This window comes from Devosia honganensis (assembly GCF_042648785.1).
GTDB classification, from domain to species: Bacteria; Pseudomonadota; Alphaproteobacteria; order Rhizobiales; family Devosiaceae; genus Devosia; species Devosia honganensis.
This window is the reverse complement of sequence record NZ_JBHRYD010000005.1, coordinates 155,504-174,893: the sequence shown is the minus strand read 5'-3', so window position 1 is coordinate 174,893 and position 19,390 is coordinate 155,504. Positions and strand designations below refer to the sequence as shown.

Genomic DNA, 19,390 nt, shown 5'->3' with positions numbered 1-19,390 from the left:
GGTGCGGACAGGAATGGGTGACGCTATAATGTTGCCATGTGCCCTAGCGATGTCTTAAGGGCCGGTGAACCGCAAACGGGATTGTGCCGTGACGTTTTCCTCGAGGGGCCTTCGCGCCCTGATCCTGACGATGCTGGCCATGGCCGTGCTGGCGCTCGACGTGGAAATGGCCCACGCCCAGGCCGCCCAATGCGGGCGCCTGCAGAATACGCTGGCGCAGTTCGACCGCAATGGCGATTTCCGCCAGCTCAACGCCAATACGCAGGCGGCGCGGCAATTGGCGCGGCAGGTGCAGAACGCCGAAAGCCAGTATATCCGCCAGGGCTGCAACGACGATGCGCGAGCCGGCAGGGTGCTGACGCGCGAATGCCAGTTGGTGGCGCGCGACGTGCTGCGCCTGCGCGCCGATTACGCGGAAATGGCACAGTCGGTGGAAACCGCCAATGCGGTGGCGCAGCAGCGCGAGGCGATCCTGCAGGAAATGGCCCGCTTCGGCTGCAATGCCGGCTCCAGCGCCACCTTCACCCAGCAGCGCCAGAGCATTTTCGACCGCATTTTCGGCTCCACCTCGGAGGGCGATTTCACCGATGGGGATTTCATCGATGGCGGCGATTACTGGGGCTATCAGGGCTACCAGACGGTGCGCACGGTCTGCGTGCGGCTCAGCGACGGCTATTTCTGGCCGATCAGCTATTCCACCCTGCCCGACTATGTGGGCAATGACGCGATGACCTGCCAGCAGATGTGCCCCAATACCGCGGTGGACCTCTATTACTACGACAATCCCGGCGAGGAGCCGGAGCAGATGCGCAATCTGTCGGGCTCGCCCTATACGGCGCTGCCGACCGCCTTCGTCTATCGCAACAATTTCGACAAAAGCGCCAGTTGCCAAGCGACGCCGGCGGCCGACGGCGCGGTGCGCATGGCCAGCACCGGCGATGGCGGCAACCGCGCCATGCTGGACATAAACGGCACGAGCTTCCCCCTGCCGCTGCGCGATCCGCGCGGCGTGGCGCCCGTGCAGGTGGCGGCAGCGGCGGTCCCGGTGGCGGCGGTGGCGCTGGTGGAGGTGCCCTTTCCCCGCCCGCGCCCGGCCGGACCGGGGGAAGCGGCGCGCCGGACAGATGCCGGACCGGGGGAGGCCGAGCTGCGCATCGTCCAGTTCGGCGACCGCAAGGTCAGGGTAGTCGGTCCAGACACGCCTTACGCCCAAGCAGGACAAGCAGGGACCTGAGCTCGGGCCCGTCGGGGCGGCCGGTCAAGGCCAGCCGCAGCGGCAGGAACAGCGCCCTGCCCTTGCGGCCCGTGGCGGTCTTGAGCGTCTCGGTCCAGTGGCTCCAGGTGTTTTCATCCCAGGGCTCGGGCGGCAGCAGCGCCCGGGCGAGCGCCAGGAATTCGCGATCCTCGTCGGCAACCACCGGTTCGACCGGGCCGGTGAGCAGTTTCGACCACTCGGCGATATCGGGGAAGCGGGCGAGATTTTCGCGCAGCAGCAGCCACATGGCCTCGCCCTCCAGCCCCAGCGCCGAAAGGCGCGGCGCGGCCTGTTCATAGGGCATGGCGTGCAGCATGCGGGCGTTGAGGCCATCGAGCTCGCCCGGATCGAAGCGGGCCGGGCCGTGCGAGATCATCGAGAAATCGAGCTTTGCGGCAATGGCGTCGAGGCTCTCATAGGGCTCGACCGGCAGGCTGGTGCCGGTCAGGGTCGCGACGATGGCGACGGCCAGCGGCTCATAACCCTCGGCGCGGAAATCGGCGATGGAGCGGGAGCCGAGGCGCTTGGAAAAGCCCTGGCCCTGGGCATCGGTGAGAAGATTGTGATGGCCGAAGACCGGGACCGCACCGCCGAGCGCCTCGAAAATCTCGATCTGGGTGCCGGTATTGGAAACGTGGTCCTCGCCGCGAACGACATGGGTGATGCCCAGCTCGATATCGTCCACCACCGAGGGCAGCGTGTAGAGATAGGAGCCATCGGCGCGGATCAGCACCGGATCGGACATGGAGGCGGTGTTGACCGTCTGGCGGCCCTTGATGAGGTCTTCGAAATGCACCGGACGGCCATCGAGCCGGAAGCGCCAATGCGGCTTGCGGCCCTCGGCCTCGAGGCGGGCCCGGTCCTCCCCGGTGAGGCCGAGCGCGGCGCGGTCGTAGATGGGCGGCTTGCCCAGCAGCCGCGCGCGGGCGCGCTTGCGCTCGAGCTCGTCCTCGGTCTCATAGCAGGGATAGAGCCGGCCCATGGCGATCAACCGGTCGCGCGCCGCATCGTAGAGCGCGGTGCGCTCGGACTGGCGCACCAGCAGGTCGGGCACGACGCCCAGCCAGGCCAGATCCGCCTCGATGCCATCGGCGAATTCGCGGGTGGAGCGCACGAGGTCGGTATCGTCCATGCGCAGCACGTAGCGGCCGGAATGGCGGCGGGCGAAAAACCAGTTGAGCAGCGCGGGACGCGCATTGCCCAGATGGATGCGGCCGGTGGGGGACGGCGCCCAGCGAACGATCACGCTCATCCGATGCTCCCATCCCTGTAGCCATTGGTGATCGGGTAGCGGCGCCCCAGACCGAAGGCGCGCGCGGAGAGCTTCGGGCCCGGCGCCGCCTGGCGGCGCTTGTATTCGGCGATATTGAGCAGGCGCTCGATCCGCCGGACCAGCGCGGCGTCGTGGCCGCGCGCGACGATATCGGCCAGCGCCATCTCCTTTTCCACCATGCAGGCGAGGATATCGTCCAGCACCGGATAGGGCGGCAGGCTGTCCTGATCGGTCTGGTCGGGGCGCAACTCGGCGCTGGGCGCCTTGTCGATGATGGCGCGGGGAACGACCTCGCCCCCCTGCCCCAGGCTGTCGCCCGGCAGATGGCGGTTGCGCCAGTCGGCCAGGGCATAAACCTGGGTCTTGAACAGGTCCTTGAGCGGATTGTAGCCGCCGTTCATGTCGCCATAGATGGTGGCGTAGCCCACGCCGATCTCGGACTTGTTGCCGGTGGTGAGCAGCAGCGAGCCCAGCTTGTTGCTGACCGCCATGAGGATGGTGCCGCGCAGGCGCGACTGGATATTCTCCTCGGCGGTGTCGATGGGACGATTGCCGAAAACCGGCTGCAATTCGCGCAGCGCCCCGTCCACCGGATCGCCGATGGCCACCACGTCATAGCGCACGCGCAGGCGCTCGGCGCAGTCGCGCGCGTCCAGGAGGCTGGCGGGGGTGGTATAGCGATAGGGCAGCATGAGGCAGTGGACCTTGTCCGGCCCCAGCGCATCCACCGCCATGGCGGCCACCACGGCGCTGTCGATGCCGCCGGACAGGCCCAGCACCACCTCGGAAAAACCGTTCTTGGCCACGTAGTCGCGCAGGCCCAGAACGGCGGCGCGCCACGGGGCCTCCTCCACCGAGGGCAGTTCCTCCACCCGCCCATCGACGCAGCTCCATCCCCCGGGGCCGCGCACCCAGTCCGAAACGATGAAATCGGGCTCGAAGGACTTTCCCTGCAGCACCAGCCGGTCGCCCGGCTCGATGGCGAAGGAGGCGCCGTCGAAGACCAGTTCGTCCTGCCCGCCCACCTGGTTGAGATAGAGCATGGGGACCCCGTCCTCGGCGACGCGGGCGCGCACCAGTTCCTTGCGGCCGTGCTGCTTGTCGGTCCAATAGGGCGAGCCATTGGGACACAGCATGATCTCGGCGCCGCGCAGGGCCAAATGGTCGCACACGGCCGAATGCCAGATGTCCTCGCAGATGGGTATGCCCACCGGCACGCCCCTGATGGTCACCGGCAGCGGCAGCGGCCCGGAGCGGAAATAGCGCTGCTCGTAAAAGACGTCGCTATTGGGCAGTTCGTGCTTGAAGCGGATGGCGACGATCTCGCCGTCCTGGGCCACCAGCACGGCATTGCGAAGCCCCACCTCGTCGCGCCAGACCGTGGGCAGGACCAGCGACACGCCGGCGCCGGCAGTTTCCCCGGCCAAGGATTTCGCGGCGGCGATAGCCTCGGCGACGAATTGCGGCTTGAACAGCAGGTCGTCGGGAAAATAGCCGGTGAGGAACAATTCCGGGAACATCAATATGTCGACCCGGGCGGCGGCGGCATCGGCCAGCGCCGTGCGGGCGAGGGCCAGATTGCCGGCGAGGTCGCCGACCTTGGGATTGAGCTGGGCGAGCGCGATGCGAAGCTGGTCGGTCACGGTGGTGCTGGCCTGATGGTCTGGAACGGGCGGATCGGCCGGAGACCGAACGGGCGCCAGACTTAGCCTCTCGCCCCGGCCAGAGCAAGCGGCGGCTGCGGCCGGGAGCCGCGGACACCCGCCCCCGCGAGGCGGGCACCCCCGATCACAAAACGTTCACATTCGGGGTGGCGCCGGCAACCCGGAGGGGGGTCCGGCGTTGCCCAAGATGCAGATTTGCCACCAGACAGACACCATGGCCTACAGAATTCTCATCGTCGAAGACGAGATCATCGTCGCCACCGAAATCGAACATGTCGTCGCCGACATGGGATACGAACCGATCGGGGTGGCTGCGGACCGGCCATCAGCCCTGGCGATGGCACCGCAGGCCGATATCGCGCTGGTCGACCTCAACCTCCAGGATGGACCCACGGGCGTCTCCATCGGCCGGATATTGGCGCAGACCCACGGCGCCACGGTGGTATTCATGACGGCCAATCCCGCCCAGCTCGGCGAAGGCGTTCCGGGAACGGTCGGCGTCCTGCCCAAGCCGGCCTCGGACGGCGAATTGCGCGCGGTGGTGGAATTCGCGGCCGCCCACCGCACCGCCGCCGAAGCCCGTCCGCCAAGCCGGCTCCGGATGTTCGGCTGGGCCGGAATGGCGGGATAGGATGGGGGCAGGCTTGTCCGGACAAGCCGGGCAATGACGGCGGTGAGAGATTGCTTGCGTCAAAAACTGAACCGCTCTAGCTGGACGCTGCGCCTGCTTCCGGGCGCAGGCGGGCGGAGCGGGTGAGGGCGTTGCGGGGAAGTGTGATTTCGACTTCGAGCCCTTCGGGCCGCCAGCGGCGCGCGAGGGTGCCGCGCATCTGGCCCTCGACGGAAAGGCTCACCAGCCGCGAGCCGAAGCCGCTCAGGGCCTCGGGCTCGGCTGTGGCGGGGCCGCCATTCTCGCGCCAGGTGAGGCAGTAATCCTCGCCCTGCGTGCGGCCGGCGATGACAACGTCGCCCTCGGCGCAGGAGAGGGCCCCGTATTTGGCGGCATTGGTCGCCAGCTCGTGGAACAGCAGCGCCAGCGGCGTGGCCGCCGCGTCGTCCACCTCGGCGTCGTCGCCGGTGAAGAGCACCCGGGCGGCGCCGCCTTCGGCACCATTATAGGGCCGCATCAGCCGCTCGATCAGCGCCGAGAGCTTTCCCTGCTTTTCGGACGCGGCCGCAAGATGGGTGTGCGGGCGAACGAAATCATGCGCCTCGCCCAGCGCGAAGATGCGCTGGCGCAACTGGTCGGCGAAGGATTTGGCCTCCGGGCTGCTGCGGGCCGACAGGCTGATGATGCCGTTGAGCACGGCGAAGATGTTCTTGATGCGGTGGCTCAACTCCTGGGCCACCAGTTCGCGCTCCTCGGCGGCGAGGCGCGATTCATGAATGTCGGTGCAAGTGCCGATCCAGCGCACCAATTGCCCATGCGCGTCATGCACCGGCAGCGCCCGGCACAGCGCCCAGCGATATTCGCCGCTCTGATGGCGCAGGCGGTATTCGGCCTGGAAAGGCTCGCCGCTCTTGAGAGATTCGCGCCAGAGCGCATCGGCGTAAATCCGCTCGTCCGGGTGGAAGATTTCGGTCCAGGAAGCGCCGCCGCCGCTCTCAATCTCGAGCCCGCTGAATTCGTGCCAGCGGGCGTTGAAATAGTCGTGGCGGCCATCGGGACCGGTGGTCCAGATCATTTGCGGCAGGGTATCGGCCAGGGTGCGGAAGCGGGTTTCGCTCTCGGCCAGCGCCTCGGCCACCCGATGCTGCTCGGTGACGTCGATGGCGACGCCGGGAAAGCGGTAGACATTGCCCTCGCCATCGAGGCGGGGCCGGCCCGAGGCCACCACCCAGGTGATGCTGCCGTCATGCTCCACCAGCCGGTATTCCGACTTGAAGGGCGAGCCCTCGCGCAGGGCCGCCGCTAACTCGTCGCCCACGCGCTGCACGTCCTCGGGGTGGATGGCGCGCAGGAAAACCTTGAGTGGCACACCCAGCCCGGCGCGCAGGAGATCGAGATTGTGCAGGGCGGCGAACTGGTTGTCGACGGTGATGCGGTCATGGGAGATGTCCCAATCCCATGTCCCCACCAGATCGGTGCCGCCAATGGCCAGCGACATGCGCTCCTCGCTGCGCAGGACGGCCTGTTCGGCCAGCATGCGCGTGGTCACGTCGTTCAATACGCAGGTGGAGCCCAGGGACTGCCCGGCCTCGTCGAGAATGGGGCTGAAATGCATGTCCAGCCAGACCGGCTCGGGCTCGCCGTGAATATTGAGCATCAGCCTTTGCCCGACATAGCTGGCGCCGCCCCCCGCCAGGCCCCGCTCGATGTTCTCGCGGTTGAACTCGGCAATCTCGGGCCAGGCCTCGAGCACCGGCATGCCAAAGATCCCGGGATGCCGCGGCCCGGCGAACCTGGCATAGTGGTCGTTGTAGATCAGGATGCCCCGAGACCCGACCAGCATGGCCATGGGGGTCGCCGCCACCATCATGGCGCGGATGGCGCCCTTGAGCCCGTCCGGCCAGGTGGGAATGGGACCGAGCGGATTGGACGCCCAGTCATAGTCGTTGAAAAGCTTGAGTGTGGGGTCCTGTTCCAGCCGGTCGCGGGTCTCGGGGGAAGCGTTGGGGAACAGGGATTTCGGCATTACCTACTCATTGGCCGTCAACGACATGTGGCAGGCAATGCCAACCGTAGAGGCCGCATGCCAGACAATCAACGCGCAGCCGCGATTTGGGTTCACGCCGGCCTCCGTTTATTCACCGGCTACGCGGTGCTGGCGCGGCGGCTTGCGGGCATCGATCTCCTCGGCCACGAGGAAGGCCAGCTCCAGCGCCTGGCTGGCGTTGAGGCGCGGATCGCAATAGGTGTTGTAGCGATCCGACAGGGTGGTCTCGGTCACCGCCGAGAGCCCGCCCACGCATTCGGTCACGTCGTCGCCGGTCATCTCGATATGCACGCCGCCGGCATAGGTGCCCATTTCGCGGTGCACCTCGAAGAAGCCGCGCACTTCCGAGAGCACGCGCTCGAAGGGGCGGGTCTTGTAGCCGTTGGAGGCCTTGACTGTGTTGCCGTGCATGGGATCGCAGCACCAGACCACGGTGCGGCCGGCCCGTTGCACCGTCTCCACCAGGCGCGGCAGGTGCTCGTGCACCTTGTCGGCGCCGAAGCGCGCGATCAGGGTGATGCGGCCGGCCTCGTCGGTGGGGTTGAGCCGGTCGAGCAGGCGCAGCAGGTCGTCATCGGTCAGGCTGGGCCCGCATTTGACGCCGATGGGATTATGGACGCCGGCGAAATATTCGACATGCGCCTCGTCGGGATGGCGGGTGCGGTCGCCGATCCAGAGCATGTGGCCGGAGGTGGCATACCAGTCGTTGGAGATGGAATCGCGGCGGGTCAGCGCTTCCTCATAGCCCAGCAGCAGCGCCTCATGGCTGGTGTAGAAGCTAGTCTGCTTGAGTGCCGGGGTATTTTCGGGATTGATGCCGAGGGCGGACATGAAGGTGATGGCGTCGTCGATCTTGCGCGCCACTTCCTCGAAGCGGATGTTCCAGTTGGACCCCTTCATGAAGCCCATGGTCCATTCGTGGATGCGCGTCAGCTCGGCATAGCCGCCCATGGAGAAGGCGCGCAGCAGGTTGAGGGTGGCGGCGGACTGCCGGTAGGCCTGCAGCATGCGGCGCGGATCGGGGGCGCGGGCGGCGTCGGTGAAGTCGATGGCGTTGATGATGTCGCCGCGATAGCTGGGGAGCTCGACCCCGTCGATGATCTCGGTATCGGCGGAACGCGGCTTGGCGAACTGGCCCGCCACGCGCCCCACCTTGACCACGGGCTTGGAGGCGCCGTGGGTCAGCACCACCGCCATCTGCAGGAAGACGCGGAAGAAGTCGCGGATATGGTCGGCGCCGTGCTCGGCGAAGCTCTCGGCGCAATCGCCGCCCTGGAGCAGGAAGGCCTCGCCCCGGGACACCGCCGCCAGGCGCGCCTTGAGCTCGCGCGCCTCGCCGGCGAAGACCAGCGGCGGAAAGCTCGTCAATTGGCGCTCGGCATCGGCCAGGGCCGCCGGATCGGGATAGGCGGGAACCTGCCGGATCGGCTTTTCACGCCAGGAGCTGGGGGTCCAGGTGGTCATTTTCGGTCTCGCTCACGCCAGGGCACTCAGGGCCTGCGGGCGATCTAGCAAGCCCGCGCCACCCTGCCAAGTGCAAAGCCTCAGACACGCCGTCCGTCGCGATAGACATAGGTGGGCGCCTTGAAGGTCACCAGCTCTTCCGCCGCCGAAGGATGCAGCGCGATGGTGCGGTCGAAATCGGCCTTGGTGGCGCCCATGCCCACGGCGATGCCGACAAGCTGGATCATCTCGGCGGCGCCCGCGCCCAGGATGTGGACGCCCAGCACCCTGCCGCCGTCCTGTTCGGTGATGAGCTTGAGGATCATGCGCTCGGTGCGGGTGGAAAGCGTGTTCTGCATGGGCCGGAACCGCGCCACATAGACGTCGATATCGCCATGGGTGGCGGCTTCGGTCTCGGTGAGGCCGATGACGCCGATCTCGGGCTCGGCGAACACCGCCGTGGGGATCAGCGAATGATCGACCGCCAGCGCGTTGTCGTTGAAGACGGTCTCGGCGAAATACCAGCCCTCGCGGATGGCGACGGGGGTGAGCTGGGCGCGGCCGGTCACGTCGCCCACCGCATAGATGGAGGGCACGGAGCTTTGCGAGAACCGGTCGACGGCGACGGCGCCGGCCTCGTCCAGCCGCACCCCGGCCGCTTCCAGCCCCAGCCCCTCGGTATTGGGGCGGCGGCCGGTGGCGAACATGACCGCTCCGAAAGGCGCGGTGACGCCGTCGCCGAAGGTGACCAGCACGTCGTCGGCGGGACGGGCGAGCGCCGTCACATTGGTCTGGTAGATGCGGCGGATGCCGCGGTCCTCAAGGCCCGCATCGAGCCCGCGCCGCATGTCCTCGTCGAAGCCGCGCAAGACGCAGTCGCCGCGATAGACGATGGTGGTATCCACCCCCAGCCCGGCGAAGATGGTGGCGAATTCCACCGCCACATAGCCGCCGCCCTCGATGAGGATGGAGCGGGGCAGCTCCGGCAGGTCGAAGGCCTCATTGGAGGTGATGCCGTATTCGGCGCCCGGAATATCGGGAATGAAGGGCCGCGCGCCGGTGGCCACCAGCAGATATTTCGCCGTCAGCTCGCGGCCATCGGACACCAGCTTCACGGAATTGGAGCCGGTGACGAGAGCGCGGTCGCGGATGATCTCGGCGCCCGGTTTTTCCAGATTGCTGGCATAGGCCGCCTCGAGCCGGGAGATTTCCTTCTCCTTGGCCGCAACCAGGCGCGGCCAGTCGAAACTGGCATCCACCTGCCAGCCGAAACTTTCGGCGAGGTCGAACTGGTCGCTGAAACGGCTGGCATAGACATAGAGCTTCTTGGGCACGCAGCCGCGGATGACGCAGGTGCCGCCGACGCGGAATTCCTCGATCACGGCGACCCGGGCGCCATAGGTCGCCGCCATGCGTCCGGCGCGGACGCCGCCCGAACCGGCGCCGATGACGATGAGGTCGTAGTCGAAAGCCATGGAATTCCCCGATGCAAAAGCCGCGCTTCATCGTTGAATGACGATGATCGGCATGCGCTTCGCACAAAAAAACGCCCCGCACAAGGCGGGGCGCGTTCAGCCGGGATGCCGGGCGCGGCCCCGCATCAGATCTCGACGCCCTTGGCGCGCAGGCCGGCGCGCACCTTGGCGAAGAATTCGGTGCGCAGATTGTTGGTATAGACCTGCAGCACGCGACGGATATCGACGTTCAGCTCCGAATTGGCCTGGGCCAGCTTCTGGCCGGTGGGCGATTCGTAGAATTCGACGATCGCGGTCAGTTCCTCCATGGAGAAACGGATGGCGTAGATGCGGGCGAACTGGTCGAGCAATTCGCCCTTGCGGCCGTTATATTCCTTGATGACGTCGCCGATGACCTCGTTGGTCTGCTCGACGAGCTCCGGATTCTGGGTGACGATCTGGCGCATCGTCTCGATCCCGGTCTCCACTACCGTGGTCTCGAAGACCGCGCCATTGTCGGTGAGGTCGATATATTTACGGGCCAAAGCGAGCTGCTCGGGCGCCACTTCCTGCGCGAAGGCAGGCGCGGCGAGGCCGAACATGCCAGCCGTCAGGGCGGCGATCGCCGCAAGCCGCGCGCCACGCATCCAGTTTCCGTTCATCGCAAAAACCATCTTGTCCCGATCCACGCTGGTCAGTTGTCCGTTTGCAATATCTCTACGCCATTCGGCGTCGCCACATAAGCCTTGCGGCACATTTTCAGGAACAGTCCATGCTGGACCACGCCCGGAATGTCCAGCAGGTCGTCAGACAGCGCTTCTGGCTGCGAAATGCGGCCAAAAAAAGCATCCAGAATGAGATGTCCCCCATCCGTCACGAAGGGCGTGCCGGCGCTTTCGCCGCGCAGCTCCAGCCCGCCCTGGGCACCATGCCGGGCGAGCACGGCGGCGATGGCCCGGCGGGTCGCGCCCAACCCGAAACGGTTGACTTCGACAGGCAAGGGAAACCGCCCCAGCGTATCGACGCATTTGGAGCCGTCGGCGATGACGATCATGGCGTCGGAGGCGGCCGCAACGATCTTTTCGCGCAGCAGGGCGCCCCCGCCGCCCTTGATGAGATTGAGCGCCGGATCGATCTCGTCGGCGCCGTCGACGGTCAGGTCGAGCCGGTCCAGCGCATCCAGATCGGAGATGGGAATATGCAAATCCCGCGCCTGGGAGGCCGTGGCCTCGGAGGTGGGCACGCAGATCACCTCGAGCCCGGCGGCGACGCGCTCGCCCAGCAGGTGCACGAAATGCCGCGCCGTCGAGCCGGTTCCCAGCCCCAGCCGCATGCCCGGGCGCACCTCCGACAGGGCCATGGCCGCCGCCTCACGCTTCAGCGCCTCGCTCATCGCTCTATGTCCTTTCGCCGTTCGGCGCGGATGTGGCAGCGCGCCGCCGGGGCTGTCAAGCCGTCGGCATTGCATCCTTCGTCGGCAAACGGATGGGGAATTGTAACCAGCCGGCAACACAATGTGGCGATGATGCCGCTGTTGTGGCGGAAACGGGGCGACAATCCCTTTCCGGTAAATCACAATCAAAGTAAGTAGCGTCAATCGCCACGGCGCCGAATCGGAGCCGTCGCAAGCAGAGGCCAACGAGAAGATGAACGTTCTAAAAGTCGTACTGGCGATGGGCATTTCGATCTTGCTGGCGATCAGCATGATTGCGCCCGCCAGCGCCGCGCGCTGGTACAATCCCGACACCAACCAGTTCGAAGATCGCGCCGCATCGGCCACCTATCGCGGTGGCAGCCCGATCAAGAAAAAGATCGTCGACTACGAAACCCGGCACAAGCCCGGCACCATCGTCATCGAGACCGGCGAGCGCCGGCTCTATCTGGTGCTCGAGGGCGGCAAGGCGATGCAATACGGCATCGGCGTGGGCCGCGACGGCTTCCGCTGGGCCGGCACCCACCGCATCACCCGCAAGGCGGAATGGCCCGGCTGGACCCCGCCCCCGGCCATGCGCAAGCGCGTACCCGACCTGCCGGCCTTCATGCCCGGCGGCCCGGACAATCCGCTGGGCGCCCGCGCCCTCTATATCGGCTCGACGCTCTATCGCGTGCACGGCACCTCCGAGCCCTGGACCATCGGCCAGGCCGTGTCCTCAGGCTGCATCCGCCTCACCAATGACGACGTGATCGACCTTTACGAGCGGGTCAAGGTGGGCGCCACCATCGTGGTCAACCACTAGAAGCCTTCATGTTTTGACGGCAGCAGCAGCCGGCGCCCCCTCCCCGTTGAGGGGAAGGCTGGGAAGGGGGTGATCCAGCGGATCACCGAAGAACCCCCACCCCCGCCCCTCCCCTCAAGGGGGAAGGGAGCATACCGGGTGCATCGGATCAGTCCGAAAACCGCTTCGCACTTTTCGGTCCGATGCTTTAGACTGCCCGCATGACGCCGTCCGCCGCCCCTGCCCGTCCCCTTATCGACCGTTTCGGCCGGCGCATCTCCTATCTGCGCATTTCGGTGACGGATCGCTGCGATTTCCGCTGCGTCTACTGCATGGCCGAGGAGATGACCTTCCTGCCCAAGAAGGAAATCCTGAGCTTCGAGGAAATCGAAGCCATCGCCGACGCCTTCATCGCCCGGGGCACCACGAAGATCCGCCTCACCGGCGGGGAGCCGCTGGTGCGCCGCGATATCATGGAGCTGGTGCGGCGCCTCGGCCGGCATCTGGGGCACGGCCTTGACGAACTCACCCTCACCACCAATGGCAGCCAATTGGCCCGCCATGCCGGAGCCCTGCACGAGGCGGGGATACGCCGCGTCAACGTCTCGCTCGACACGCTCGATACCGAGCGCTTCGGCGCCATCACCCGAAGGGGCCGGCTCGCCCCCGTGCTGGAGGGCATCGCCGCGGCGCAGGCGGCAGGGCTGGCGGTCAAGATCAACATGGTGGCGATGCGCGGCATCAACGAGGACGAGATCGAGCCGATGATGGCATGGGCCCATGGCCGGTCCATGGGGCTGACGCTGATCGAGGGCATGCCGCTGGGCGAGGTCGGCATCGACCGCGTCGACCGCTACCTGCCGCTGCGGGAACTGCACGACCGCCTCGCCCGCCGCTATACGCTCACCCGCCTCGACCAGCGCACCGGCGGCCCGGCGCGCTATGTCCATGTCGCCGAGACCGGCGGCACGCTGGGCTTCATCACCCCGATGAGCCATAATTTCTGCGAAAGCTGCAACCGCGTCCGCCTCACCGCCACCGGACAGCTTTTCCTCTGCCTCGGGCAGGACGACCAGGTCAATCTGCGCGACGCCTGGCGGGAGGGCGGCGCCGCGGCGCTGGACGCGGCGCTCGACCATGCCATGGCGATCAAGCCCAAGGGGCACGACTTCGTCCTCGACCGCGCGCACGCGCAGCCGGCCCTGGCGCGGCATATGAGCGTGACGGGGGGGTGATGGTTGAAAAACCCAACTACTTGGGTTATTTTCCTTGGTAACGGTGTTCCGTGCCGACGGGATGCGGTTCGTCATCTACCTGAACGACCACGAACCGGCTCACCTTCATGTCTATGGAGATGGGGAAGCACGTATCGACATCACGACGCTGCGTGTCATGTCCGTGCGTGGCATGGGCCAGCGGGACGTTGCCCGCGCCCTGGCGACGGCAACAGAATACCGAAGCTATTTCTTGCAGCGCTGGACAGAAATCCATGGGTGAGATTGATTTCGACGACAAGCAATACCAGGCAGCGGTCGCGCGTGGAAACGCCGAACGGCTGGACCGGCCGATCCCCGTTTCCGTTCGTTATGAGGCGAAACCGGGTCGCATCGTCGTCGAGTTCGAAAGCGGCGCGAGCTTCATGGTGCCAACTTCGGCCCTGCAAGGCCTGGCGAAAGCCGATCCTCACGACCTCGCACAGGTGGAATTGCTGGGGGAAACCGGGCTGCATTGGCCCAGTCTGGATATTGATTTCACCATTGCCAGCCTGATGCAGGGCGTTTTCGGCACCGCCAGCTTCATGGAAGCGCAGCGCAAGGGCGGTCAGTCGCGGTCGCCGGAAAAAACAGCGGCGGCCCGCCGCAACGGGCTGCGTGGCGGCCGCCCGCGCAAGTCGTCCTGATCCTATTGTCGCCATAACCTGCTGGACGCAGATCACTCAGTCTCTCTCCCGCAAGGGGCGAGGGGTAAAAGGCTCGTGAATTCAAGTCCTAACGACCCGGGGTGCGCTCGATCAGTTCCACCAATATGCCGTCGGGGTCGCGGATGAAGGCGACGCGGCGGACCATTTCGGGGTTATGGGCGGCGCGCGGACGTTCGGCGATCTCGACGCCTGCCGCCTCGAGCCGGGCAATGGCGGCATCGACATCGGCATAGGCCAGCGTCAGATGGCGCAGGCCCGCCTCGCTAACGGGCACGTCGCGGCAGCGCGCCGCGCCCGTCGCGGGGGCCAGCACTTCCAGCATGCCGCCGCCGGCGTCGAGAAAAGCCAGCTCGCCCGCCTCCACGCTCTTGCGCAGCACCAGCTTCAGGCCGAGCAGATCGCAGTAGAAGGCGACGGTACGGTCCATGTCGGACGCGGTCATGCCGACATGTTCGAAGCCGACCAGACCGCTCATTTGTCGTCGTCCACGACGATGGCGAAGTCGAGCGGCAGGGCGGTGGTGTATTTGATCTGGCCCATGGCGAAGGCCGAGCTGACATCGGTGAGGTTGATGCGGCTGATCAGCCGCTTGTAGAAGGCATCATAGGCGGCGATGTCGGGCACCACGACGCGCATCAGATAGTCCACGTCGCCGCTCATGCGGTAAAATTCCACCACTTCGTGGAACTCGTCGATGACCCCGGCGAATTTGCGCATCCATCCGTCATTGTGCTCATTGGTCTTGACCGAGACGAAGACGGTGACCCCCACATTGACCTTGGCCGGATCGAGCACCGCGACGCGGCGCTGGATGACTCCATCCTCTTCCATCTTCTGGATGCGGCGCCAGCACGGCGTGGTCGACAGGCCCACCTTGCGGCCGATCTCGGCCACCGGCATCGTTGCATCCTTTTGCAGAAGCGTCAGAATTTTTCGATCGATCTTGTCCAGTGCCATTGCGCCCTCGTGAAATCAGATTTTAAGTTCGGCCCTGTTTTTCCGCAGAGACGGCAGGATAAGTTGCATATCGGGCCAAAAGCCGCAATAAAATTGCGCAAGACAATGTCGGCGCCGCGGCAAGGCCATATTAACCATGCGCTCCTGCAACGGCCAGCCCCGGCGCCCCGGGACGGGCGAATCCGGACCGGGGGATTTCACCCTCCGTTAACTACGCGCCACCTATGGTCGGTGCATGAGCGTAGCGAATGCGTTTTTCTTTCGCATCATTGAGTAACGAGTAAGAGTTCCATGCCGTCCCAGCGGGTCAGTGACGCCGATGTCCGAGCGCTTGCCGGACATGACGGCAAGCGCGCGGCGCAAAAGACCGTGCTCGAAGCGCGCCAGCGCCTGACCTCGAGCTCCGGCACCCGCGCCGATTTCGACTTCGAATTGCTGCACGACTATGCCGATGCGCGCGTCGGGGCGGCCCTGCCCATGGCGGCCATCGTCGGCATTCTCGCCATCGTCGCCAGCTTCTGGGTGCCGGTGGCCATCGCCGCGCTCTGGGCCGGGCTGGTGATTGCCAGCCTCTTGGTCGTGGTGCTGACGGCGCGGCGGTTCCGCCATGCCGATCCGGCCAAGTTCAACGCGGCGCGCTGGACCACCAGCTTCGTCGCGGTCGAGACGGTGGGCGGGCTGGCGCTGTCGCTGCTGGCGCTGTTCTCGCTCGTCGCAGATCCGGCCGACCTCACCCCGGTGATGTTCGCCATGGTGCTGGTGGGCATCGCCAGCAACGCCGTGGCCACCCACACGCTGCCTCCCGCCACGCTGATGAGTACGCTGCCGGTGACGATCACGGTGACGATCAGCCTGATCGCGCTGGGCGGAACGCTCAACTACACGCTCGCCGCCGTCGCCGTCTGCGGCGAGATCTTCTTCCTGTTCCTCGCCCGCCAGCTCCACGGCGCCGAACTGGAGACCATTTCGCACCAGGCCGAGAAGGACACGCTGATCTACGAGCTGGAAGAGGCCCGCAACATGTCCGACGAGGCCCGCCGCCATGCCGAGCAGGCCAATATCGCCAAAAGCCAGTTCCTCGCCACCATGAGCCACGAACTGCGCACCCCGCTCAACGCCATCATCGGCTTTTCCGAGGTGCTCAAATCCGAGCTGCTGGGGCCGCACCAGGTGCCCCAATACAAGGAATATGCCGGCGACATCCATGCCAGCGGCCAGCACCTGCTCAATCTCATCAACGAACTGCTCGACCTCAGCCGCATCGAGGCGGGCAAATACGAGCTCAACGAGGAAGCGGTGTCGCTGGTCGACATCGCCGCCGATTGCCGCCGCATGATGGAGCTGCGCGCCAAGGCCAAGGGCATCGAGCTGATCTTTACCGCCGAGGACAACCTGCCCAAGCTGTGGGGCGACGAGCGCGCCATCCGCCAGGTGGTGCTGAACCTGGTGTCCAATGCCATCAAGTTCACGCCCCAGCAGGGCAAGGTGGCGCTCGCGGTGAAGCGCAGCGGCGATGGCGGCCAGCTCATCTCGGTCAAGGACAACGGACCGGGCATTCCCGATACCGAGATCGCCACGGTGCTGTCCTCCTTCGGCCAGGGCTCGCTGGCGCAGAAAACCGCCGAACAGGGCGCGGGCCTCGGCCTGCCCATCGTGCAGAAGATCATGGATCTGCACCAGGGCCGGTTCGACCTGTTCTCCAAGCTGCGCTTCGGCACCGAAGTCATCGCCACCTTCCCGCGCGCCCGGGTGATGGATGCGCTGGCCCCGGTGGTCGAGCGGCGCAACCGGCTCGAAATCTATTCGGTGGCCGGCTGAGCTCACCATCTTCGTCCCAGGACCGGTGCCATTTTTCGGCGGACATGGGTTATAGGATGACGGCGAAGGAGCCCCGATCGATGCGACGATTATCCGCCCTGATGCTGGCCCTGGCCCTGTCGCCCGGTCCGGCGGCCGGCCAGCATGAAGTTTCCGTTCCCGCCCCCGAAGCCGGCGCGGCGGATTTCGACACTTCCTATCGCCCCTCCCCTTCCCTGTCGGCGCGGCTGCAGCGCGAATTCCTCACCCGCATCCGCTGGTCGGCCGGCGCCGAACTGCGCGACGGGCTGGTAGAGGCCTTCGCCGAAAAGCCGCCGGTCGAAATCTGGCAGGAGCTGGTGGAGGGTGACGGGCTCACCACCAACAATGTCGTGGATGCGCTCACCGCCTATTGGGTGCTCAACTGGGTCACCGCCAATGGCGCCTATTCCGCCCGGATCGACAATGCCCCGATCCGGCGGCAATTGCAGCAGGCCATGGAAGGCGACCAGAATTTCCGCACGCTCAACGACCAGCAGCGCCAGATCATGGCGGAAAACCACATTCTCGACTTCCTGCTCGAACACGCCGCGCTCAACGAGGCGGTGGCCCGCAAGGATGTCCCGGCCCTCAGCCGCCTCGCCGCCGCCGCGGTGATGCGTTTCCGCCAGAATATGGGCGTCGACCTGCTGGCGGTGGAGCCGGGCCCGGACGGCTTCATGCCCAAGCAGCGGTGATCGGGCCGGGGCGGAAGGTGGATTGCCGGGACGCGCCCGGCAATGACGGTGGGGGAAATGTGGAGGAGAGGGGCAAAGGGCTCACTCCTTGCCGCTGATCGAGGCGCTTTCGAAGGTGGCCATGTTGCGGTGGAGGTGCAGCGCCGTCTTGGCGAGCACCGCCGCCAGGGCCGCGCCGGTGCCCTCGCCCAGGCGCATGCCCAGATCGAGCAGGCCGGACTGTCCCATGCGCTCCAAGACCCGGGCGTGGTCGCCCTCGGCCGAGACATGGGCGAAAAGGCAATGGTTGATCGAGGCCGGGTTGACCGCATGGGCGATGGCGGCAGCGGCCGTCGCCACATAACCATCGACGATGACGGGAATCTTCTGGTGGCGCGCGGCGACCAGCGCGCCCAGCATGGCGGCGATCTCGCGGCCGCCGAGCCGGGCAAGAATGGCGAGGGGATGATCCAATTCGCCGTGATGGCGGGCCAGCGCCCGGTCCACCGCGTCGCCCTTGCGCCTGAGCCCGGCATCGTCGAGACCGGTGCCGCGCCCGGCCCAGTCGGCACCCTTGCCGCCATAGAGGGCGGCATAGATGGCGGCGGCCACGGTGGTGTTGCCGATGCCCATTTCACCGATGCATACCAGGTCCGGCTTGCCGGCCACCGCCTCCATGCCATAGGCGATGGTGGCGGCGCACATCTGGTCGTCGAGCGCCGGCTCGAGCGTGATGTCGCCGGTGGGCAATTCCAGCGCCAGCTCGAACACCCGCAGATTGAGCTCGTGCAGGGCGCAGATCTGGGAAATGGCGGCGCCGCCATCGGTGAAATTGGCCACCATCTGGGCCGTCACCGCGCGCGGATAGGCGGAAATGCCCTGGTCGGTGACGCCGTGATTGCCGGCGAAGATCGTCACCATGGGATTGTCGAGACGCGGCTCCGGACGATGCTGCCAGCGGGCGAGGAATTCCACCAGTTCCTCCAGCCGCCCCAGCGAGCCGGCAGGCTTGGTCAGGTGCGCGTCGCGCTGGCGCACGGCGGCGACGGCGGCCTCGTCCCCCTCCGGGACGGCCACCAGCAGATCGACGATATCGGCAAAGGCGGGGCTGAGTGCGGGCATGGAAGCTCCAGCATGCTATGATAGGAAGGGGCGCGACCTTGTTGCCCAATATGGAGCGAATTGCAATTGACGCCGGAAGACGAGATCGGCCCGCAGGCCGGGACCGCCCAGCCGCCCCGGCACGGGCTCGGCCTCAAGGACGACCTGGTCATGGCGCTGCGTTTCTTCTCGCGCCTGCCCACCGGCGGGGCGCCGCATGAAAAGCCGGATCTGGGGCGAATCGCCATGGCCCTGCCGCTGGCCTCCGCCGTCATGGGCGTCGTTCCGGCGCTGCTGCTGACGGGCGGCGCCTGGCTGGGCCTGCCGCCCTATTTCGCCGCCGCGCTGGCGGTCGCCGCCATGGCGCTGGTGGGCGGGGGCATGATGGAGGATGCGCTGGCCGACGCCGCCGACGGGCTTTTCGGGGGCGCGACGCCGGAGCGGCGGCTCGAGATTCTCAAGGACAGCCGCCACGGCACCTATGGCGTTACGGCGCTGGGCCTGTTCCTGCTGCTGCGGGTGACGGCGCTGGGCAGCGTGGCGGCCACCGCTCCGCTCGCCGCCGCCGCCATCTGGCTGGCCGCCAATATCGCCGGGCGCTCCGGCGCGCTCTGGCTCGCAGTGGCGCTGCCGCCGGCCCGGCGCGACGGCGTGGCGGCAACGGCGGGCGCCCTGCCCGTGCCGCGTTTCGCCATCGGCGCCGCGCTGGCCGCGCTGCTGGTCTTCATCGTCGGCGCGCCGGCGGCGGGGATCGCCGGCGTCATCGGCGCCGCGATTGCCGTCGGCCTCGTCGCCTGGGGCTGGAGCGCGCTGTGCCGGCGCCTGGTGGGCGGGCAGACCGGCGATCTGGTCGGCGCGGCGGCGAGCCTGGGGGAGATCGCGGCGCTGACGGTTCTGCTCATCTTCGCCTGACGCCTTGAAATTGCCGCCTCCGCC

Annotated in this window: 19 protein-coding genes; 9 read left to right on the top strand and 10 right to left on the bottom strand. The window is 66.8% G+C overall.

The window, feature by feature from the left end:
* The first annotated feature begins 88 nt into the window (after positions 1 to 88).
* Positions 89 to 1,234 carry a DUF2865 domain-containing protein gene (locus ACFOOL_RS07760; RefSeq protein ID WP_380096371.1) on the top strand — a complete coding sequence of 382 codons (1,146 nt, stop codon included), beginning with the start codon at positions 89 to 91 and terminating at the stop codon, positions 1,232 to 1,234.
* Here ACFOOL_RS07760 and gltX read toward each other — a convergent pair.
* Entirely contained in the window at positions 1,179 to 2,507 is a 1,329-nt protein-coding gene (gltX, locus tag ACFOOL_RS07755) for a glutamate--tRNA ligase (RefSeq protein ID WP_380096370.1), read from the bottom strand. The two genes, ACFOOL_RS07760 and gltX, sit on opposite strands and share 56 nt — an antisense overlap.
* Positions 2,504 to 4,171, bottom strand: a complete 1,668-nt coding sequence (locus ACFOOL_RS07750) for an NAD+ synthase (RefSeq protein ID WP_380096369.1) — start codon at positions 4,169 to 4,171, stop codon at positions 2,504 to 2,506. The genes gltX and ACFOOL_RS07750 overlap by 4 nt, the downstream gene beginning before the upstream one ends.
* Before the next feature lie 208 nt (positions 4,172 to 4,379).
* Here ACFOOL_RS07750 and ACFOOL_RS07745 point away from each other — a divergent pair, with 208 nt between their 5' ends.
* Complete coding sequence (locus tag ACFOOL_RS07745; protein WP_380096598.1) at positions 4,380 to 4,823, top strand: response regulator; 444 nt, start codon at positions 4,380 to 4,382, stop codon at positions 4,821 to 4,823.
* A 76-nt stretch (positions 4,824 to 4,899) separates the two neighbouring features.
* Here ACFOOL_RS07745 and ACFOOL_RS07740 read toward each other — a convergent pair whose 3' ends face one another.
* The 5 genes from ACFOOL_RS07740 to rpiA all read right to left on the bottom strand — a co-directional run bounded on the left by ACFOOL_RS07740 (position 4,900) and on the right by rpiA (position 11,139).
* The gene (locus tag ACFOOL_RS07740) at positions 4,900 to 6,828 is read right to left on the bottom strand and encodes a PAS domain-containing sensor histidine kinase (RefSeq protein ID WP_380096368.1); all 1,929 of its coding nucleotides are present in this window, start codon (positions 6,826 to 6,828) and stop codon (positions 4,900 to 4,902) included.
* A gap of 108 nt (positions 6,829 to 6,936) precedes the next feature.
* Positions 6,937 to 8,313 carry a class II 3-deoxy-7-phosphoheptulonate synthase gene (locus ACFOOL_RS07735; RefSeq protein ID WP_380096367.1) on the bottom strand — a complete coding sequence of 459 codons (1,377 nt, stop codon included), beginning with the start codon at positions 8,311 to 8,313 and terminating at the stop codon, positions 6,937 to 6,939.
* A gap of 80 nt (positions 8,314 to 8,393) precedes the next feature.
* Positions 8,394 to 9,767, bottom strand: a complete 1,374-nt coding sequence (gor, locus tag ACFOOL_RS07730) for a glutathione-disulfide reductase (protein WP_380096366.1) — start codon at positions 9,765 to 9,767, stop codon at positions 8,394 to 8,396.
* 125 nt (positions 9,768 to 9,892) lie between these two features.
* Entirely contained in the window at positions 9,893 to 10,408 is a 516-nt protein-coding gene (locus ACFOOL_RS07725; RefSeq protein WP_380096365.1) for a DUF2059 domain-containing protein, read from the bottom strand.
* A gap of 32 nt (positions 10,409 to 10,440) precedes the next feature.
* Positions 10,441 to 11,139 carry a ribose-5-phosphate isomerase RpiA gene (gene rpiA / locus ACFOOL_RS07720; RefSeq protein WP_380096364.1) on the bottom strand — a complete coding sequence of 233 codons (699 nt, stop codon included), beginning with the start codon at positions 11,137 to 11,139 and terminating at the stop codon, positions 10,441 to 10,443.
* Between the two features lie 253 nt (positions 11,140 to 11,392).
* On the opposite strand from rpiA, the gene ACFOOL_RS07715 reads away from it, so the two are divergent.
* From ACFOOL_RS07715 to ACFOOL_RS07700, 4 genes are all read left to right on the top strand, one after another.
* Entirely contained in the window at positions 11,393 to 11,983 is a 591-nt protein-coding gene (locus ACFOOL_RS07715; protein ID WP_380096363.1) for a L,D-transpeptidase, read from the top strand.
* A gap of 200 nt (positions 11,984 to 12,183) precedes the next feature.
* A complete protein-coding gene (moaA, locus tag ACFOOL_RS07710; protein ID WP_380096362.1) occupies positions 12,184 to 13,197 on the top strand; it encodes a GTP 3',8-cyclase MoaA in 1,014 nt (337 codons plus the stop codon).
* Positions 13,198 to 13,240: 43 nt separating this feature from the next.
* On the top strand, positions 13,241 to 13,459 hold the full coding sequence (locus ACFOOL_RS07705) for a DUF4160 domain-containing protein (RefSeq protein WP_380096597.1): 219 nt from the start codon (positions 13,241 to 13,243) through the stop codon (positions 13,457 to 13,459).
* Positions 13,452 to 13,862 (top strand): DUF2442 domain-containing protein, encoded by a 411-nt coding sequence (locus ACFOOL_RS07700; RefSeq protein WP_380096361.1) that lies wholly within the window; start codon positions 13,452 to 13,454, stop codon positions 13,860 to 13,862. The genes ACFOOL_RS07705 and ACFOOL_RS07700 overlap by 8 nt, the downstream gene beginning before the upstream one ends.
* 88 nt (positions 13,863 to 13,950) lie before the next feature.
* On the opposite strand, the gene ACFOOL_RS07695 is transcribed toward ACFOOL_RS07700, so the two are convergent.
* Positions 13,951 to 14,358: a VOC family protein gene (locus tag ACFOOL_RS07695; protein ID WP_380096360.1), complete on the bottom strand. Its 408-nt coding sequence runs from the start codon at positions 14,356 to 14,358 to the stop codon at positions 13,951 to 13,953.
* Positions 14,355 to 14,834, bottom strand: coding sequence for an Lrp/AsnC family transcriptional regulator (locus tag ACFOOL_RS07690; RefSeq protein WP_380096596.1), 480 nt, complete (start codon positions 14,832 to 14,834; stop codon positions 14,355 to 14,357). The genes ACFOOL_RS07695 and ACFOOL_RS07690 overlap by 4 nt, the downstream gene beginning before the upstream one ends.
* Positions 14,835 to 15,131: 297 nt before the next feature.
* Here ACFOOL_RS07690 and ACFOOL_RS07685 point away from each other — a divergent pair, with 297 nt between their 5' ends.
* Positions 15,132 to 16,658, top strand: coding sequence for a sensor histidine kinase (locus tag ACFOOL_RS07685; RefSeq protein WP_380096359.1), 1,527 nt, complete (start codon positions 15,132 to 15,134; stop codon positions 16,656 to 16,658).
* Between the two features lie 80 nt (positions 16,659 to 16,738).
* Positions 16,739 to 17,374, top strand: coding sequence for a DUF6683 family protein (locus ACFOOL_RS07680; RefSeq protein ID WP_380096358.1), 636 nt, complete (start codon positions 16,739 to 16,741; stop codon positions 17,372 to 17,374).
* Between the two features lie 81 nt (positions 17,375 to 17,455).
* On the opposite strand, the gene cobT is transcribed toward ACFOOL_RS07680, so the two are convergent.
* Entirely contained in the window at positions 17,456 to 18,475 is a 1,020-nt protein-coding gene (gene cobT, locus ACFOOL_RS07675; RefSeq protein WP_380096357.1) for a nicotinate-nucleotide--dimethylbenzimidazole phosphoribosyltransferase, read from the bottom strand.
* Between the two features lie 66 nt (positions 18,476 to 18,541).
* Here cobT and ACFOOL_RS07670 point away from each other — a divergent pair, with 66 nt between their 5' ends.
* Positions 18,542 to 19,366 (top strand): adenosylcobinamide-GDP ribazoletransferase, encoded by an 825-nt coding sequence (locus tag ACFOOL_RS07670; RefSeq protein WP_380096356.1) that lies wholly within the window; start codon positions 18,542 to 18,544, stop codon positions 19,364 to 19,366.
* The last annotated feature ends 24 nt before the right edge of the window (positions 19,367 to 19,390 follow it).

Coding starts and splice junctions, on each gene's coding strand:
- gltX (WP_380096370.1), bottom strand. CDS start 2,507: ATGAGCGTGATCGTTCGCTGGGCGCCGTCCCCCACCGGCCGCATCCAT.
- ACFOOL_RS07745 (WP_380096598.1), top strand. CDS start 4,380: ATGCAGATTTGCCACCAGACAGACACCATGGCCTACAGAATTCTCATC.
- ACFOOL_RS07740 (WP_380096368.1), bottom strand. CDS start 6,828: ATGCCGAAATCCCTGTTCCCCAACGCTTCCCCCGAGACCCGCGACCGG.
- ACFOOL_RS07735 (WP_380096367.1), bottom strand. CDS start 8,313: ATGACCACCTGGACCCCCAGCTCCTGGCGTGAAAAGCCGATCCGGCAG.
- gor (WP_380096366.1), bottom strand. CDS start 9,767: ATGGCTTTCGACTACGACCTCATCGTCATCGGCGCCGGTTCGGGCGGC.
- ACFOOL_RS07725 (WP_380096365.1), bottom strand. CDS start 10,408: ATGAACGGAAACTGGATGCGTGGCGCGCGGCTTGCGGCGATCGCCGCC.
- rpiA (WP_380096364.1), bottom strand. CDS start 11,139: ATGAGCGAGGCGCTGAAGCGTGAGGCGGCGGCCATGGCCCTGTCGGAG.
- ACFOOL_RS07715 (WP_380096363.1), top strand. CDS start 11,393: ATGAACGTTCTAAAAGTCGTACTGGCGATGGGCATTTCGATCTTGCTG.
- moaA (WP_380096362.1), top strand. CDS start 12,184: ATGACGCCGTCCGCCGCCCCTGCCCGTCCCCTTATCGACCGTTTCGGC.
- ACFOOL_RS07700 (WP_380096361.1), top strand. CDS start 13,452: ATGGGTGAGATTGATTTCGACGACAAGCAATACCAGGCAGCGGTCGCG.
- ACFOOL_RS07695 (WP_380096360.1), bottom strand. CDS start 14,358: ATGAGCGGTCTGGTCGGCTTCGAACATGTCGGCATGACCGCGTCCGAC.
- ACFOOL_RS07685 (WP_380096359.1), top strand. CDS start 15,132: ATGCCGTCCCAGCGGGTCAGTGACGCCGATGTCCGAGCGCTTGCCGGA.
- ACFOOL_RS07680 (WP_380096358.1), top strand. CDS start 16,739: ATGCGACGATTATCCGCCCTGATGCTGGCCCTGGCCCTGTCGCCCGGT.
- cobT (WP_380096357.1), bottom strand. CDS start 18,475: ATGCCCGCACTCAGCCCCGCCTTTGCCGATATCGTCGATCTGCTGGTG.